This window comes from Paractinoplanes abujensis, assembly GCF_014204895.1.
Classification (GTDB): domain Bacteria; phylum Actinomycetota; class Actinomycetes; order Mycobacteriales; family Micromonosporaceae; genus Actinoplanes; species Actinoplanes abujensis.
This window is the reverse complement of sequence record NZ_JACHMF010000001.1, coordinates 3,211,266-3,227,060: the sequence shown is the minus strand read 5'-3', so window position 1 is coordinate 3,227,060 and position 15,795 is coordinate 3,211,266. Positions and strand designations below refer to the sequence as shown.

At 72.7% G+C, this 15,795-nt stretch carries 15 protein-coding genes; 7 read left to right on the top strand and 8 right to left on the bottom strand.

Annotation, left to right across the window (positions count from 1 at the left end; genetic code table 11):
- Positions 1-2: 2 nt before the first annotated feature.
- Complete coding sequence (locus BKA14_RS14605; RefSeq protein WP_184951478.1) at positions 3-1,217, bottom strand: MFS transporter; 1,215 nt, start codon at positions 1,215-1,217, stop codon at positions 3-5.
- Between the two features lie 120 nt (positions 1,218-1,337).
- Between BKA14_RS14605 and BKA14_RS14600 the strand changes: the two genes are divergently transcribed.
- Complete coding sequence (locus tag BKA14_RS14600; protein WP_184951477.1) at positions 1,338-2,351, top strand: LysR family transcriptional regulator; 1,014 nt, start codon at positions 1,338-1,340, stop codon at positions 2,349-2,351.
- Here BKA14_RS14600 and BKA14_RS14595 read toward each other — a convergent pair.
- On the bottom strand, positions 2,263-2,757 hold the full coding sequence (locus BKA14_RS14595; protein WP_184951476.1) for a hypothetical protein: 495 nt from the start codon (positions 2,755-2,757) through the stop codon (positions 2,263-2,265). The two genes, BKA14_RS14600 and BKA14_RS14595, sit on opposite strands and share 89 nt — an antisense overlap.
- A 213-nt stretch (positions 2,758-2,970) precedes the next feature.
- Between BKA14_RS14595 and BKA14_RS14590 the strand changes: the two genes are divergently transcribed.
- Complete coding sequence (locus tag BKA14_RS14590) at positions 2,971-4,173, top strand: calcium-binding protein (protein ID WP_239093262.1); 1,203 nt, start codon at positions 2,971-2,973, stop codon at positions 4,171-4,173.
- A 43-nt stretch (positions 4,174-4,216) separates the two neighbouring features.
- On the opposite strand, the gene BKA14_RS14585 is transcribed toward BKA14_RS14590, so the two are convergent.
- Together BKA14_RS14585 and BKA14_RS14580 are read right to left on the bottom strand one after the other, a co-directional pair.
- Positions 4,217-4,393 (bottom strand): hypothetical protein, encoded by a 177-nt coding sequence (locus tag BKA14_RS14585; RefSeq protein ID WP_184951474.1) that lies wholly within the window; start codon positions 4,391-4,393, stop codon positions 4,217-4,219.
- Between the two features lie 35 nt (positions 4,394-4,428).
- The gene (locus tag BKA14_RS14580; RefSeq protein WP_184951473.1) at positions 4,429-5,601 is read right to left on the bottom strand and encodes a Cmx/CmrA family chloramphenicol efflux MFS transporter; all 1,173 of its coding nucleotides are present in this window, start codon (positions 5,599-5,601) and stop codon (positions 4,429-4,431) included.
- Between the two features lie 215 nt (positions 5,602-5,816).
- On the opposite strand from BKA14_RS14580, the gene BKA14_RS14575 reads away from it, so the two are divergent.
- The 5 genes from BKA14_RS14575 (at position 5,817) to BKA14_RS14555 (ending at position 12,859) form a co-directional block, all read left to right on the top strand.
- Positions 5,817-6,221 (top strand): Dabb family protein, encoded by a 405-nt coding sequence (locus BKA14_RS14575; protein WP_184951472.1) that lies wholly within the window; start codon positions 5,817-5,819, stop codon positions 6,219-6,221.
- A gap of 3 nt (positions 6,222-6,224) precedes the next feature.
- Positions 6,225-7,097 carry an NADP-dependent oxidoreductase gene (locus BKA14_RS45030; protein ID WP_184951471.1) on the top strand — a complete coding sequence of 291 codons (873 nt, stop codon included), beginning with the start codon at positions 6,225-6,227 and terminating at the stop codon, positions 7,095-7,097.
- Positions 7,098-7,161: 64 nt separating this feature from the next.
- On the top strand, positions 7,162-9,927 hold the full coding sequence (locus tag BKA14_RS14565) for an AAA family ATPase (RefSeq protein WP_184951470.1): 2,766 nt from the start codon (positions 7,162-7,164) through the stop codon (positions 9,925-9,927).
- A 68-nt stretch (positions 9,928-9,995) separates the two neighbouring features.
- Positions 9,996-11,798 (top strand): multicopper oxidase family protein, encoded by a 1,803-nt coding sequence (locus BKA14_RS14560; protein ID WP_184951469.1) that lies wholly within the window; start codon positions 9,996-9,998, stop codon positions 11,796-11,798.
- Positions 11,799-11,833: 35 nt separating this feature from the next.
- Positions 11,834-12,859, top strand: coding sequence for a medium chain dehydrogenase/reductase family protein (locus BKA14_RS14555; protein ID WP_203722581.1), 1,026 nt, complete (start codon positions 11,834-11,836; stop codon positions 12,857-12,859).
- 18 nt (positions 12,860-12,877) lie between these two features.
- Here the strand turns inward: BKA14_RS14555 and BKA14_RS14550 are convergent, their stop codons facing one another.
- The 4 genes from BKA14_RS14550 to BKA14_RS14535 form a co-directional block, all read right to left on the bottom strand.
- Positions 12,878-13,459 (bottom strand): hypothetical protein, encoded by a 582-nt coding sequence (locus tag BKA14_RS14550; RefSeq protein ID WP_184951468.1) that lies wholly within the window; start codon positions 13,457-13,459, stop codon positions 12,878-12,880.
- A gap of 4 nt (positions 13,460-13,463) precedes the next feature.
- Positions 13,464-13,673: a hypothetical protein gene (locus tag BKA14_RS14545; RefSeq protein ID WP_184951467.1), complete on the bottom strand. Its 210-nt coding sequence runs from the start codon at positions 13,671-13,673 to the stop codon at positions 13,464-13,466.
- Between the two features lie 92 nt (positions 13,674-13,765).
- The gene (locus tag BKA14_RS14540; RefSeq protein WP_184951466.1) at positions 13,766-14,434 is read right to left on the bottom strand and encodes a potassium channel family protein; all 669 of its coding nucleotides are present in this window, start codon (positions 14,432-14,434) and stop codon (positions 13,766-13,768) included.
- Positions 14,427-15,764, bottom strand: a complete 1,338-nt coding sequence (locus tag BKA14_RS14535) for a TrkH family potassium uptake protein (protein WP_184951465.1) — start codon at positions 15,762-15,764, stop codon at positions 14,427-14,429. Before BKA14_RS14535 ends, BKA14_RS14540 begins: the two co-directional genes overlap by 8 nt.
- Positions 15,765-15,795 lie beyond the last annotated feature (31 nt).

Below are 15,795 nucleotides of genomic sequence, written 5' to 3'. Positions count from 1 at the left end.
GGCTACGCGTTTTCGTGCGCGAGATGCGTACGGGTTGATCGGGGCAGCAGCAGTGGGGTGGTCAGGATCAGCAGGCCGGCGGCGGCGATCGCGAAGCGCAAGCTGGTCGCGGCGGCCAGCAGGCCCCAGAGGGCGGTCAGGGCGGCGACAGTGGCGTTGCTGGTGATCGACCATGCGGACAGCGTGCGGGCGACCCGGTCCGGGGCCGTCTGGTCGAGCCGGTAGGTCGCGAACACCGGGTTGAACACACCCACGGCGGTGACCAGGCCGAACTGGACGACGAGAACCACGACGAGCCCGGTGGCGCCGGGCACGACGAGGACGAGCCCGATCGGCCAGCACGCCCGCAGCGCGCCCGCGGTGACCAGGACCCGATGGTGTCCGAAGCGGGCGACGAGGGGCCGGGCCAGGCGCGAACCGAGCAGTCCGCCCAGGCACGGCACGCCGAACGCGAGGCCGTACTGCCAGGGGGTGAAGCCGAGCCGGTCGAGCAGGAGCACGGCCAGGAGTGGCGCGTTGGCCAGAATCAAGCCGTTGACCAGCACCGTGTTGAAGAACAGCCGGCGCAGCACGGGGTGGTTCAGAATGTGGCGCCACCCGGCCCGCAGGTCGCCGGTGTGCAGCCGGGGACCGTCGAACCGCTCGCGGCGGGGCTCGTCGCCGCCGATCGCGCGCAGGCTCAGAGCCGAGAGCAGATAACTGGTCGCGTCGATGAGCACGGTGGTCACCGGTCCGAGCAGGCCGAGAAGGGCGTTGCCCAGCGGTGGGCCGAGCACGGTGGCGGTCCAGGTGGTGGCCTCGAACCGGCTGTTCGCGGCGAGCAGGCCGGAGCGCGGGACCAGATCCTTGAGGTAGGAGCCGCCCGCCGCCTTGAAGGTGATGTCGGCCGCGGCGGAGACGACCGACACCACGACGAGCTGCGTGAAGGTGAGCCGTCCGAGCCCGTACGCGGCGGGGACGCTGAGCAGCGCGGCGAAGCGGATCAGGTCCATCGTGATCATCACCGGCCGTTTGCGGCGCACCTCCACCCACGGGCCGAGCGGCATCGCGACCACCGCGCCGACGGCCAGACCCGCTGCGGACAGGAGCGACACCTCGACCGGCCCGGCCCGCAGCACCAGGATCGCGATCAGCGGGAAGGCGCCGAACCCGAGCCAGGTGCCGAACGTGCTGATCGTGTACGCCGTCCACAGCCACCCGAATTGCCGACCCACCATGCCCCCCGCGATCCACCCGACGTTGACCGCTCAGATCAGACCAGGGCGGGCAGCAGGGGATCAAACAACCGAGACACCACTTCCGCACAACCCATGGTTGTGGGCGTAGGGTCCGGCGTCATGGACCTCGATGCGGTACGCACCTTCGTCACGGCCGTCGGCGTGGGGCGGTTCCAGGAGACGGCGGCCGAACTGTCGATCAGCCAGCAGGCCGTCTCCAAACGCATCGCCGCGCTGGAACGCGCCCTCGGGGTGCGGCTGTTCACCCGCACGCCGCGCGGCGCCCGGCTCACCATCGACGGTCAGGCGTTCCTGCCGCACGCCCGTGACCTGCTCCGCGTGGCCGAGCGGGCCGCGGATTCCGTACGCCCCGGGAACCGCCCGCTGCGCGTCGACGTGATCGCCTCGCGTCTGGCCCCGGCCGGCCTGTTGCGCGGCTTCCACCGGGCGCATCCGGAGATCGAGCTCGACGTGCTGAAACTGTTCGAGGTGGACGCCGCCGTGGCGGCCCTGCGCTCGGGGGCGATCGATGCGTCGTTCCGCGCCGTCACCATGCCCGGGAATCCCCTGCCCGAGGACATCGACGTGGTCCCGGTGCTCGACGAGCCGCTCGAACTGCTCACCGGCCCCGCCCACCCGTTGGCGCCGGCCCGGTCGGTGACGATCGCGCAGCTGACCGGTCATCGCATCTGGATGCCGGGCCTCACCCCCGGCACGGAGTGGACCGCCTACTACGACGACCTCGTGGCCGAGTTCGGCCTCACCATCGAGGCCACCGGCCCCAACCTGGGCGCCGACGCGCTGCTCGACACCGTCGCCGACACCCCGGCCCTGGCCACCTTCATCGGGGCGCAGACCCGGCTGGTCTGGCCGGCCGGCCACGACCTGCGCCGCATCCCCGTGACCGATCCGGCCCCCGTCTATCCGCACTCACTGCTGTGGCAGCGCGACAACGCCCATCCGGCGCTGACGGCCTTCCGGCGGCACCTCGCCGACGCGACGACGAGTCACGACAGGCCCGCGACGTGGAAGCCGAGCTGGGCGATCAGCGCTCCCAGACCGCGGCGGCCTCGCGGTCGAGCTGGGGGACCCAGCCCAGCGCCATCGGGCGGGCGTGGGTCTTGGGGAACGTGAGCTTGAGGGTGCCGGTGCCGGCGCCGAACCGCACGGGCTTGGTCTGGGCCGGGTCGTTCTCCCAGCCCTCGAGGTCGTAGACGGTGAACAGCGCCGGGTCGATCGTGAACGGGCGGTCCGCCTTGACCGTGAGAACGGCCGAGGCGGACTTCGCCGCGTACTTGGCCGAGGTCAGCGTGACGGTGGCGACCCGGGTCCGGCCCTTCTTGACCGTGACGACCTGGCCCGACTGCGCATACGTGAGGCCCTTGTCAGCGGCTTCGGCTGCCGGGGCGGCGGCGACCGGGGCGGGCGCGGCCCGGACAACGGCCGGGGCGGGGCGCTCCTGAGCGGCGGCGGTGCCGGCGACGGCGGCCGTCGTGCCGGACACGGCCACGACGATCAGCGCGACAAGGGACTTCTTCATACAGGCAACTCCCGAAATCAGCGGTGCAGTCTCGCAGGGTAACGGATGGAGTCACCCCGCGGTTCCGTCTCCGTCCTAATTCGTGGTGCCGAGCTTATCGCGTACGGCCGGACCGAGCGCGAGGGAATCCTGCGCGTCGGCGGTGGCCCCGAAAGCATGCCGATCGATGCGGCCGCTTCGGGTGCGCTCGAGGCCGGGGTCTACTATCCGCGCGTGCGAAAAGCTTGGTTTGCGGGGGCCGGAGTGGCAGTGCTGGCCGCGGTGGGGGTCGGGGTGGTCGTGCTGCCGGCCGACGCCGCGACGGTGCCGGGGATCGCGTCGATCGCGGGCACGCTGGTGCAGTACAAGGCGGCCGAGATGCAGGCCGCCAAGACCAGCAACAATGTGGTCGTCACGCGTTCGGGGCGGACGGTCACCGTCGACGACGTGGTCGCGATCAAGGCCGGCACCGGGTGCGTGCTGGTCAGCGGGGACAAGACCAAGGCCCGGTGCACCACGAAGGCCGCGCCGACCCGGGTCGCGATCTACACGTACGAGGGCAACGACACCATCGTCAACAAGAGCGACCTGTCGATGACCGCGTACGGGGGATACGGCAGCGACCGGATCACCGGCGGGCCCAAGGCGGACATCCTCGAGGGCGACCCGATCACCGGCGGGCCGGCCGGCAACGACGCCGTCTGGGGGCTCGGCGGCAACGACCGGCTGCAGGGCGGCGGCGGCAACGACGCGCTCTCGGGCGGCGACGGCAACGACGCGATCTTCGGCGAGCACGGTGTGGGCGGCGAGCCGGGCACGGGCGCCGACCGGCTCTACGGCGGCAACGGCAACGATTCGCTGCGCGGCGGCCCCGCGGGCGACCACCTGTACGGCGGGCCGGGCAACGACAGCCTGTACGGCGAGCGCGGCCGCGACCTGCTCGACGCGGGCAGCGGCGACGACTGGCTGAGCGGCGAGTTCGTCGCGGCCGAGATCGACCGGGACGTCATGCGGGGCGGCCCGGGCCGTGATCACGTCGACTACTCGAGCCACGTCAAGGCGGTGACCGTCGACCTGGACGGGGTGGCCGACGACGGGCAGGCCGGCGAGCGCGACCTGGTGGGGGCCGACGTCGAGACCCTCGAGGGCGGACGCGGCAACGACGTGCTGACCGGCAACGCCGCGGCCAACGTGATCTCGGGCGGCGAGGGCAACGACGTGATCCGCGGCGGCGCGGGCCGCGACGACCTGAGCGGTGACCAGGGTCGCGACAAGCTCTACGGCGAGGCCGGCGACGACCTGCTGCGCGGCTGGGACATCTTCGACAAAGCCACCACCGACGTGGTCGACGGCGGCGCGAACACCACGGCCGACGGCGACGAGTGCGGCCACGACCCCGGCGACACGCTGGTCGGCTGCGAGCGCTTGCTCTCCTGACCGGAGCCCGCCGCCCCGCGTGTCACGGGGCGGCGGTCCCGGATCACTCGGCCCGCAGTGGCTTGGCCACCACCTGAACCGTGGCGGAGCCGGGCCCGAGCTCGGCTCGCAGCGGTTTGGCGTCGACCGCCGCCGCCGCGGCGCCGACGGCCCCGGTGGTCACCACGAGCGCTCCGGTCACGGCCAGCGTGCTGATGGTGCGATGCAGTGTGGACTTCATAGCAGGTAGCCCCCGTTTCGTCGGTGCGCCGGATGCTATAGCCGCGGCCGCTTGATCGGGTCCGGCCGGCGGCTCCCTGTCCACCAGGGAGCAAATTTCACCGCGAGGGCTGCGGCGGTCAGCGCCACGGCGACCCAGACGGGAGCGGTCACCCCGGCGCCGGTCGCGAGCACGGCCGCCGCGAGCGCCGGCCCGGCGGCGGCGCCGGCGTTGAGCGCGGCCGTCGCGTACGCCCCGCCCATCGTCGGCGCGCCCGTGGCGGCGTACAGGACTCGGGTGATCAGTGTGCTGCCGACCGCGAAGCTCAGCCCACCCTGCGTGAGGGCCAGGGTGAGGAAAACCGCCGGATGCGCCGCCGTCAGGGCCAGCGCGCTCCAACCGGCCGCCAGCAGCGGGCCGCCCACCCCGATCACGAGACCGGGCCGCCGGTCCGACAGCCGACCGGCGATCACCACACCGAGGAACGATCCGGCGCCGAACAGCACCAGCACGACGGCGATCCAGGCTTCGCCCAGCCCGGCGACCCCGGTCGCGACCGGCGCCAGGAACGTGAAGGCGGCGAAAGTGCCGCCGTTGACCAGCGCGGCGAGCAGCAGCGCCAGGACGAGCCGGGGCGAGCCCAACTGGCGGACCTCGTCGGCCAGGTCCGGCGCGGACCCGTCGTCCGCGCCGGCCGGCCGCCGGGAGATGCCGAAGGCGGCGGGCACACACAGCAGGGCGACCGCCCAGAACGTGGCGCGCCAGCCCAGGCCGGTGCCGAGCAGCGCACCGGCCGGCACCCCGGCGACGGTGGCGATCGTGGTGCCCGAGAGCACCACGGCCAGGGCGCGTCCCTTCCGGCCGGGTGGCACGAGGGCGGTGGCCGTGCTCAGCGCGACCGCGAGGAAGCCCGCGTTGGCCAGCGCGGCCACGACTCGTGTGGCCAGCAGAATCGGGAACGCCGGGGTGAGCGCGCCGGCGACGTGACACCCCGCGAACACGAAGAGGCACGCCACCAGGGTGAGCCGGGGCGGCCAGCGGCGCGCGAAGGCGGCGGTGGCGGGTGCGCCGACCACCATGCCGGCGGCGAAGGCCGAGGTGAGCAGGCCTGCGGTGCCGACGGTGACTTCGAGGTCGGCGGCGATGGCGGGCAGCAGGCCCGCGAGCATGAATTCCGAGGTGCCCATGACGAAGACGGCCAGGGCGAGCAGATAGAGGGCGAAGGGCATCGAGTGCTCCGAGGTGAGAGATCAACGAGGGTCTTCTCGTCACCACGGCCAGCGGCCCGCAGAACGGCTGGGCTCAGCGAATCAGCGGTTCACGGGGCTGACGGAGTGACCGGCAGCCCCCGCTGTGTCCGACTCGGGACTCGACATGCGGTGCACTTTACCTAGGCAGCCGTTGCCGATGCGCCCGCCGGTCCGGCGCCGCGAGGATGCCGGGCATGATCTATCACCACTTCCGGAGCGTGCTGAAGGCCGGCGTCACCGAGGCGCAGCAGGCCGAACTGCTCGAAAGCCTGCGCCACCAGGGCCGCGAGATCGCCGCCGTCAAGCACTACCTGGTCGGCCGGGAGATCGGGGGCGACTTCGACTGGGGTGCCACGTTCGTCTTCGACGACCTCGACGGCTACTGGTCGTACCTGATGCACCCGGCGCACCTGCGCTCCGACGAGATCGGGCTGCCGCTGGTCGAGAAGTTCCTGACGTACGACACCACCGACGACCCGGATCCCGAGTTCGGCATCAAGGTCGCGGCCCTGCATCAGCGGCGTTACGCCGAGCTGCCGGCGCTGGCCCGGCTCGTCCGGGACCTGCCCGAGTTCACCGGCTCCGGGCTGGAGGGCTGACCCGTGCGGGCGGTACGTTTTCACCGGTACGGCGAACCGGGCGTGCTCACGCTCGAGGACGTGGCGGAACCCCACGCCGGTCCCGGCGAGGTGCGCATCAGAGTGGTCGCGACGAGCGTCAACCCGATCGACTGGAAGGTTCGGGCCGGGCATCTGGCGGCGGCGATCCCGACCACGTTCCCGGCGATCCCGGGCGCCGACGCGGCGGGAGTGGTCGACGAGGTCGGCGACCAGGTGACCGGGGTGGGGGCCGGTGACCGCGTGTTCGGGCTGACCCGCGCCGGGGCGGCCGAGTTCGCTGTGCTGCCGTTCTCGGCCCGGCTGCCCGGCCCGTGGTCGTTCGAGCAGGGCGCCGCGGCGGGGCTGGTGTCGGTCACGGCGATGGCCGGGCTCGAGGCCCTGGGTGACCTCGACGGCCGTACGCTCCTGGTCGAAGGCGCGGCCGGTGGCGTCGGATCGGCCGCCGTGCAGATCGCGCTGGCCCGGGGCGCCCGGGTCGTCGGCCGGGCCCGCGCCGAGCACCACGACTACCTGCGCACGCTGGGCGCCGTGCCGGTCGCGTACGGGGAGACGCCCGGCGGGATCGAGCTGGCCCTGGACACCGCGGGCGCGGGCACACTGGCCGAGCTCGTCGCCCTGACCGGGAACGCGGCCCGAGTCGCGACGGTGGCCGACTACAACGCGGCCACCCTGGGGGTCACGCTGGTCGAGCCGCTGGCGCGGGCCTCCGCCCATCTGGCCGAGGTGTCGTGGCTGGGCCAGGCCGGCGACTACACGCCCCGCGTCGAGGCGAGCTACCCGCTGGAGAAGATCGCCGACGCCCACGCCCACGCCGAGCGGGGCCACAGCCAGGGCAAGATCGTGGTGGTCGTATAGGCCCCGTCCTGCCACGTGATCGGCAGGACAGGCCCAGCGGCGGCGATCAACTACCGTTTGGCTCATGCCACCAGCCGTCCAAGGACCCGAGGCGCCCCGCAGCCGCCGAGACGCACACCAGGACGTGCGCCCGGCCCCGGAGCGCGCACATCCGGGCGGCGACGGCTCGCTCGTCGGGCGGGCCGCGGAGACGAGCCGGGTCGCCGAGCTGATCGCGGCCGCCTCCGCGGGCGTGGGCGGCGCGCTGGTGCTCGCCGGCGAGGCCGGCATCGGCAAGACCGCGCTGCTGGACCAGGCGGAACAGGCCGCCACCGGTTTCCAGGTCGTGCGGGCGTCCGGGGCCGAGTTCGAGCGGGAGTTCCCGTACGCCGTCCTGCACCAGCTCTGCCTGCCGGTGCTGGGCCACGCCGACGAGTTGCCGGAGCGTCACCGGGAGTCGCTCCGGGTGGCGTTCGGGCTCACGGCGGGGGCCCCGGATCCGTTCCGGGTAGGGCTGGCGGCGCTCGAACTGGTGGCCGCGGCCGCCCGCGAACGTCCCCTGCTGTGCGTGGTCGACGATGCGCACTGGCTCGATCCGGCCTCGTCGCGGGCGCTGGCCTTCCTGGCCCGCCGGATCGGCGCCGACCCGATCGCCATCCTGATCGCGGTCCGGCAACCGCTGGATGCCGCAGGCGCGGGGGAGCTGGATGCGCTGCCGGCGCTGGCCGTCGGTGGGCTCAGCGACGAGAGCGCCCGCCGGCTGTTGACGGCGCGGAGTCCTTTTGTCCTGGATGAACGCGTACGGGATCGGCTGGTGGCGGAGGCCGGCGGCAACCCGTTGGCCCTGCTCGAGCTGCCCCGGGCCGGCGGTTTCGCGCTCCCGGCGACGGGCTCGGTGCCCAACCGGATCGAGCAGGCGTTCCAGGAGCGCTTCCGGGGGCTGCCCGGCGACGCCCGGCTGTTGCTGACCGTGGCCGGCGCCGACCCGACCGGCGACCCGGCCCTGCTGTGGGCGGCCGCGCGCCGGCTCGGTGTCGAGGGGGCCGGGGCCGACGCCGAAGCCGCGGGACTGGCCGAGTTCGGCACGCGGGTCCGGTTCTGTCATCCGCTGGCCCGTTCGGCCGTCTACCGGGCCGCGAGCGCCCACGACCGCCGGGCCGCGCATCGGGAACTGGCCGCGATCACCGACCCGGTGACCGCGCCCGACCGGCGGGCCTGGCATCGGGCCCAGGCCACCGTCAGCCCGGACGCCGACGTCGCCGACGATCTGCAGCGGTGCGCGGCGCGGGCGCAGGCCCGGGGCGGGGTGGCCGCCGCAGCCGCGTTCCTGCACCGGGCGGCCGAGTTGTCGCCGGACGCGGACCGGCGGATCGACCGTACGCTCGACGCGGCGCAGGTCTACCTGGAGGCGGGACTCGGCACCACGGCCCGTGAGCTGCTGATGACGATCGAGACCGCCGGGCTGGACGACTTCCGGCACGCCCGCGCGGAGCTGCTGCGGGGCCGGGTCGCCTTCACCCGGCCCGGTGACGGCGCCGGGCCCGCGTTGATGGCCGCGGGCGCCCGGCGGCTGGCGGCCCTGGACGCGGGCCGGTCCCGCGAGTCCTATCTGGACGCGCTGGAGGCGAGCCTGGTCGTCGGCCGGGGCGGCGGTTTCATCCCCGAGATCCTGGTCGCGGCCCGGTCGGCGCCGCCGGTGCCGGAACCGGACCTGCTGAGCGCGTTGCTCTCGTTCGGGGCGGGGCAGCACCGGGTGGCGATGCCGATGCTGGCCGGGCTGCTGCACGCCGACCGCCGGCCCGCGTGGATCCGGCGGCCGGCCCTGGCCACCATGATCTCGACCGAGCTGTGGGATCCCCTGACGATCGCCGCCATCGCCGAATGGCTGGTCAAGCAGGGCCGCGAGTCGGGCTCGCCGACGCTGTTACGGCTCGGCCTGGCCCAGACCGCGACCGACGCCACCTTCACCGGCGACGTGGCCAAGGCGCTGGCCGCGCTGGCCGAGGAGGCGGCGATCGCGGACGCGGCCGGAGATCAGCCGCTGCTCTATCCGCGGCTGCAGCTGGCCGCCCTGCGCGGGCGCCGCGACGAGACGTCGGAGCTGCTGGGCGCGGCGGAACGGGCCCGGACCGCCGACGGCAGCGGGCAGGTCACGAACGTCCACTGGATCACCGCGCTGCTCGGCAACGGCCTGGGGGACTACCCGGCGGCGCTGGCCGCGGGCCGGGCCGCCACCGCTCCGGATCAGCTGTTCCTGGCCGGGATCGCGTCGGCCGAGCTGGTCGAGGCGGCCGTGCGCAGCCGGGAGCCCGAGGTCGCCGCGCACGCCCTGGAGTCGCTGACCACCCGTACTGACGCTAGCGGCACGGAGGCGGGCCGGGGCATCGCCGCGTACGCGCGAGGTCTCGTGACCGGCGTCGAGGACCACTTCCGGGCGGCGATCGAATGCCTGGCCGAGACTCCGCTGATCCCGTACCGGGGCCGCGCCCACCTGCTCTACGGCGAGTGGCTGCGCCGCAAGGGCCGGCGCAACGACGGCATCGGGCAGCTGCGCCAGGCCCACGAGCTGCTCACCGCGTCGGGGGCCGAGGGCTTCGCCCGCCGGGCCGCCGACGAGTTGCGAGCGGCCGGCGTCGGTGTGCAGCAGCGCGCGGAACGCTCGTTCGACACCCTCACCCCGCAGGAGTCGGCGGTGGCCCGGCTGGTCGCGGCGGGCGCCACCTCCCAGGAGGCCGCCGTGCAGCTGTTCGTCAGCAAGCGCACCGTCGACGCGCATCTGCGCAACATCTTCCGTAAGCTCGGCGTCACCTCGCGTCGCCAGCTCAAGGACCACCCGGTGCTGACTGCCTAGCCCGTACGGGCAGCAATAGGCAACAGTTGCCGACGCGGCCGGGAGGGGCCGGGCCGCACCGTGGTGCGGTGCAAGCAATTCTGATCTATGCCGACCTCACGCTGGCGGTCCTGACCCTGGTGGCCGCGCCCGTGGCCGGCGTCAAGGCCACCCGCCGCCGGCTGTTCCTCCTGGCCGGGCTGGCCGCGGGGCGTCTGCTCGCCGCTGTCCTGCTGCTGGTGACCGGCGGTCTGCTGCTGGCCGACACCCGGCTCGGCGTGCAGGTGCCGCTGGCGGTGCTGCCCGCGGCCTGGGCGGTGTGGCGGCCGAGCCGGACGACCGCGCACGTCGCCGCGGCGGGCTCCGTGCTGGCGGTGTGGTGGCTGCTGGCGCCGTTCGCCCCGCAGGACACACCGCTGGTGCTGGCCGGTTCGGTGGCGGCGCTGGCGGCCATCGCCGGGCTGTCGATCGCGGTCGTCCGCTGGCGTGAGTCGCGTTCCCGGCTGTCCCGTCTGCCCTGGTTGACCACGGCTTTCCTGCTGGTGCCGGCCACCACGCTCGTGCTGGCGGGGCAGGCCGACGCCGCGGCGTCCGGTCACGACCACGGCGGTTCCGGGCAGCTCAGCGTCGAGCAGCTCACCGGGCCGCGAGAGCAGACCCCGGCCGTACGGATGACGCTGACCGCGGCCCGCACCCAGGTGCGCCTGGCGTCGGGCGCGACAGTGGACGGGCTGAGCTTCAACGGCACGTCGCCGGGTCCCGAGATCCGCGTGCGCAAGGGCCAGCTCCTCGAAGTGACGCTGGTCAACACGGATGTCGCGGAGGGCGTGACCGTGCACTGGCACGGCGTGGACGTGCCCAACGCCGAGGACGGTGTGCCCGGCGTGACCCAGAACGCCGTCCCGCCCGGCGGCCGCCACGTCTACCGGTTCATCCCCGGCCGGGCCGGCACGTTCTGGTATCACACCCACCGCGACGGGCTCCTCAACGTCAAGAAAGGCCTGTTCGGCGCCCTGATCGTGGAGGACGGCCCGGCCGCCGGCGAGCTCGGGCGCACGGTCTTCACCCACGCCTGGCCCGGGCCCGGCGGCGACGTCACCGCCCTCGACCGTGACGACCGGCCCGCCGTCCAGGCCGCCACGGCCGGGCAGAACGTGCGTCTGCGCGCGATCAACAGCTCGGAGGAGCCCCAGCAGATCCAGGTGTCCGGTACGCCGTTCCGGGTGGCCGCCATCGACGGCAACACGGTCTCCGGCGCCACCCCGCTCGAACCCGGGACCACGCTCACGCTGGCCGCGGGCGGCCGGTACGACGTGACGTTCACGATGCCGGCCGGACCGGTCACGGCCGCCCTGGCCGGCACGTCCCTCACGTTCGGCTCCGGCGGACCGGCGCCGGGCGGCGCCGGCGGGCAGTTCGACCCCCTCTCGTACGGGTCCGGCTCACCCCCGCCCGCCGAGTCGTACCAGCGGACGTACGACCTGCGCCTGGACGACGGGTTCGGGTTCAGTCAGGGCCGGCTGAGCTACGTGAGCAGCCTGATCAACGGCCGCCTGTACCCGGCCGTACCGTCGCTGCAGGTCACGCGGGGCGATCGGGTCACGATGCGGATCGCCAGCCGCAGCATCATCAACCACCCGTTCCATCTGCACGGCCACCGCGTACGGGTGCTCTCGCGCAACGGCGAACCCGCGACCGGCAGCCCGTGGTGGACCGACACGCTCAACGTGGGCCCCGGCCAGGTGTACGAGATCGCGTTCGTGGCCGACAACTCCGGCATCTGGATGGACCACTGCCACAACTTCCAGCACGGCGCCAACGGGATGGTCATGCATCTCGCCTACACGGGCGTCACCACCCCGTACTCGGACGAGGACCAGCTTCCCGAGTGACGACCTCCCCCCTGGTCCAGAAAGAAGACGAAGCAGTGACCCTCGCGACCGAAATCGTTCTGCCCGGCCTCGTGGCCCCCGACGGGCTGCAGGTCCGTACGCGGGACCTGCCCGCACCCGGTCCCGGCCAGGTCGTGCTGCACACCGAGGCCACCGGGGTCTCGTTCGCCGAGCAGCAGATGCGCCGCGGCAAGTACTACGGCCAGCCCCCGTTCCCGTTCGTCCCCGGCTACGACGTCGTCGGCACCGTGGCCGCCGTCGGCCCCGGCGTGGCCACCGGCCTGACCGGGCGCCGGTACGCCGCGGTCACCAAGGTCGGCGCGTGGGCCAGCCACGTGCCGGTCGACGCGGCCGACCTGGTCGCCGTGCCCGACGGCATCGACCCGGCCGCGGCCGAGACCGTGGTCGTCAACGGCGTCACCGCGTGGCAGATGCTGTTCCGGGTGGCCGAGGTGCGTACGGGGGGAACGATTGTCGTCCTCGGCGCCAACGGCGGCGTCGGCTCCACCCTCGTGCAGCTGGCCCGGCACGCCGGCATCCGCGTCATCGGCACGGCGTCGTCACGGCACCACACCGCGGTCGAGAAGCTCGGGGCGGCCCCGGTCGACTACCGCGACCCCGACATGGCCCGCCGCATCGCCGACCTCGTTCCCAACGGTGCCGACGCCGTCTTCGACCACGTGGGCGGCGAAGGCCTCAAAGAGTCGTGGCACCTGCTGCACAAACGCGGAACTCTGGTCTCGTACGGCATCGCGTCCATCAAGGACGAGCCCGGCTCGGCGCAACTGGCCTACATGAAGCTGTTCTCCCAGCTGTTCATGTGGAACAACTCGCCCAACGGCAAAAGCGCCAAGTTCTACAATTTCTGGGCCGGTCACCGGAGAATCGCCACGTTCCGCGAGCGGCTGTCCGAGGACTTGACCTCGGTATTCGGCCTGCTGGCGGACGGCGTGATCACCCCGCAGATCGCCGCCACGCTGCCCCTGAGCCGCGCCGCCGAGGCGATGGCCCTGGCCGAATCGGGCACCGTCACCGGCAAGGTCGTCCTGACCCGCGACTGACCGGCGCAGCGGCGGCGGTCAGGGGGCCGCCGCCGCTCCGTCCAGATCGAGCAGATAACCGACCGTCCACCAGCCACCACGGCGCCGGCCCGGGCCGAAACGCATGACGTCGACCTCGACGTGGCGTGTCCGATGCCGTGCCCCCGGCCCGCCCGACTGCCTGTCGACGCGAACGATCCGGCGGACCAGCCACGACCGCTCGGCCTTGCGCACCAGCTCCTCCCCGGGCTCGAACGCGTCCGTCTCGTAGGCCTCGGCGATGCTGAGCTCGCCGGTCGCCCGCACCCAGCCGCCCGGCTCCGGCACAGCTGTCCCGTCGACGTAGAGGGCGAGACCGTCGACGTCGAGCACCCAGCCGTCCGCCCAGATGCCGCTGCGCCCCTCGGCAACCTGGCCCACGAGGTCCTGAACCCACCGCTGCCCCGGCTCGCCGTAGCCCTCCGGCACCCGCGGCCCCGGCGGCTCGTCCTTACCCAGCAGCGTCAGCTCCCGGCAGTGCAGGTGCAGCGACATCTCCACGACGCCGCCGACCTCGGCGGTGAGCCCATCACTACCCACAACATGATCAGAAACCAGCACGTCGCGCCACAGCACACCCATATTCTTATTCGCCGTCGTCGAACAAGTCCGGGGATTCGGACAGCCGCGCGAGGATCGCTTCTTCAAGCGCCGCACCGTCCGGGAAGAGCTCGAAGTATTCGTAGAGGTTCTGAAGACCCGCGAGCATCCTTGTGCCTTCCGGGGCAGACGCGAAGGCGTCGTCGAGCCATACGTCGATGGAATGGTTCCGGACCGCCTGCAGCGTCGGGTCCACTGTCTCAGCTCCGATGTCAGTCCTTGACGGGCGCCGATCCACCGCGCGGCGCCCCTGACGAGTTCGCTGCGAGCGTCTTCGGCTGATTGCTTTCAGGTGGTGGCGGCGAACTTCTGGACGAGTTCGGTGCTGCCCGCCACCACCAGTTCGGCGTTCTCGGGCACGACCGTCTCGGGGGCGGCGTACAGGAAGTCGGTGCCGTGGGTTTTGATGCCGACGACCGTGATGCCGTATTGGGTGCGCACGGCCAGGTCGGCCAGGGTGCGGCCGGCCGCGTGACGCGGGGCGCGGGTCTTGGCGATGGCGAAGCCGTCGTCGAACGCGATGAAGTCGAGCATGCGGCTGGCGATCAGATTGGCCACCCGTTCGCCCATCGTGGCCTCGGGGTAGATGACGTGGTGGGCGCCGACGGAGCGCAGGATGCGGCCGTGCTTGGCCGAGACGGCCTTGGCCCAGATCTCGCGGATGCCCAGTTCGTGCAGGGTAAGCACGGTCAGCACGCTGGCTTCGATGTCGTTGCCGATGCCGACCACGGCGCGCGTGAATTCCTTGATGCCGACCTGCAGCAACGCGTCCTCGTCGGTGGAGTCGGCCTGCACGACGTGGGTCAGTTTGTCCGACCACTGCTGCACCAGTTCGGGGTTCTCGTCGACGCCGAGCACCTCGTGGCCGAGTTGCAGCAGCGAGTCGGCCACCTGCCCGCCGAACCGGCCCAGCCCGATCACGACGATGTTGTCGTCCTGTGCGATGTCCTCAGCCAACGATGGGTCGCTCCTCGGGATAGCGGTACAAGCGGTGCCGGGTGTTGAGGGCCAGCGCGGACGCCACGGCGACCGTTCCGACCCGGCCGATGAACATCATCGCACTCAGCACGAGCTGCCCGGCGGTGGTCAGTTCGGCGGTGAGCCCGGTGGTCAGGCCGCTGGTGCTGAAGGCCGACATGACCTCGAACAGGGCCCGGTCGAACGGCACCCCGTCGGTCATGGCCAGCAGCACCAGCGTGCCGGTGGCGACGGTGGCCACGCCGAGCAGGGCGACCGCCGTGGCTTGGCGCTGGGTGGCTTCGGCGATGCGGCGGCGCCCGATGACGACGTCGTGTTCGCCCCGCACCTCGGTCCAGATCACGTACGCGAGCAGGAAGAACGTCGTCACTTTGATGCCGCCGGCGGTGCTCGCGCTGCCGCCGCCGATGAACATCAGACCGACGATGATGGCCGACGTGTCCTCGTTCACCGCGCCGAAGTCGACCGTGTTGAAGCCGCCGGAACGGGGGATCGTGCCCTGCACGAAGGCCGCGAGGATCTTCCCCGGTACGCCGAGCGGCCCCAGCGTCTCGTCGTTGCCCCACTCGAAGCCCAGCACCGCGACGAAGCCGGCCACGAGCAGCACCAGCGTGCCGCCCACGGTGAGCCTGGTGTGGGTCGTCCAGGCGGCCGGGCGGCGCGTCTGCCGGCCGATCTCGTAGAGCACGGGCACGCCGATGCCGCCGACGATCACGCCCAGGGTCAGCGGGACGCAGACCCACCAGTCGCTGACGAAGCTGGTCAGCCCGTCGCTGCGCAGCGAGAAGCCGCAGTTGTTGAACGCTTGGACGGCGTTGAACACGCCTTCCCCGATCGCCTGACCCAGCGGTACGTCGTAGGCCAGGTGAAGCCGGGTGGCGAAGATCGTGGCGATCACGGTCTCGCTCGCGAACATGACGATCGCGGCCAGCACGAGCACCTGCCGCACGTCGCCGTGGGCCAGCCCGGTGTTGGTCTCGACCCCGGTCATCATCCGGCCCCGCAGCCCCAGCCGCTGCGACACGAGCAGGCCGGCCAGCGTCGCGATCGTGGTGATCCCGAATCCGCCGGCTTGGGTCAGCACGGCCAGCAGCACGTGCCCGAAATCGGACCAGTACGTGGCCGTGTCGACCACCGTCATGCCGGAGGTGGTGATGGCCGAGGTGGCGGTGAAGAACGCGGTCAGCAGTGACGGCGACTCCGGCCCGGCCCGGGACACCGGCAGCAGCAGGATCGCCGTGCCGACCATGACCGCGCCCAGGAACGCCACCGTCACGGTCCGCGCCGGGTGCGGACGGGCGGAGCGCATCAGGCAGTTATACCGCACCTGCGATCTTGGG

What these genes read in the sequence shown, in the direction of transcription:
- BKA14_RS14605 (WP_184951478.1), bottom strand. Translation starts at nt 1,217, where the DNA reads ATGGTGGGTCGGCAATTCGGGTGGCTGTGGACGGCGTACACGATCAGC.
- BKA14_RS14575 (WP_184951472.1), top strand. Translation starts at nt 5,817, where the DNA reads ATGATCTATCACCACTTCCGGAGCGTGCTGAAGGCCGGCGTCACCGAG.
- BKA14_RS14580 (WP_184951473.1), bottom strand. Translation starts at nt 5,601, where the DNA reads ATGCCCTTCGCCCTCTATCTGCTCGCCCTGGCCGTCTTCGTCATGGGC.
- BKA14_RS14550 (WP_184951468.1), bottom strand. Translation starts at nt 13,459, where the DNA reads ATGGGTGTGCTGTGGCGCGACGTGCTGGTTTCTGATCATGTTGTGGGT.
- BKA14_RS14565 (WP_184951470.1), top strand. Translation starts at nt 7,162, where the DNA reads ATGCCACCAGCCGTCCAAGGACCCGAGGCGCCCCGCAGCCGCCGAGAC.
- BKA14_RS14535 (WP_184951465.1), bottom strand. Translation starts at nt 15,764, where the DNA reads ATGCGCTCCGCCCGTCCGCACCCGGCGCGGACCGTGACGGTGGCGTTC.
- BKA14_RS14585 (WP_184951474.1), bottom strand. Translation starts at nt 4,393, where the DNA reads ATGAAGTCCACACTGCATCGCACCATCAGCACGCTGGCCGTGACCGGA.
- BKA14_RS14600 (WP_184951477.1), top strand. Translation starts at nt 1,338, where the DNA reads ATGGACCTCGATGCGGTACGCACCTTCGTCACGGCCGTCGGCGTGGGG.
- BKA14_RS14595 (WP_184951476.1), bottom strand. Translation starts at nt 2,757, where the DNA reads ATGAAGAAGTCCCTTGTCGCGCTGATCGTCGTGGCCGTGTCCGGCACG.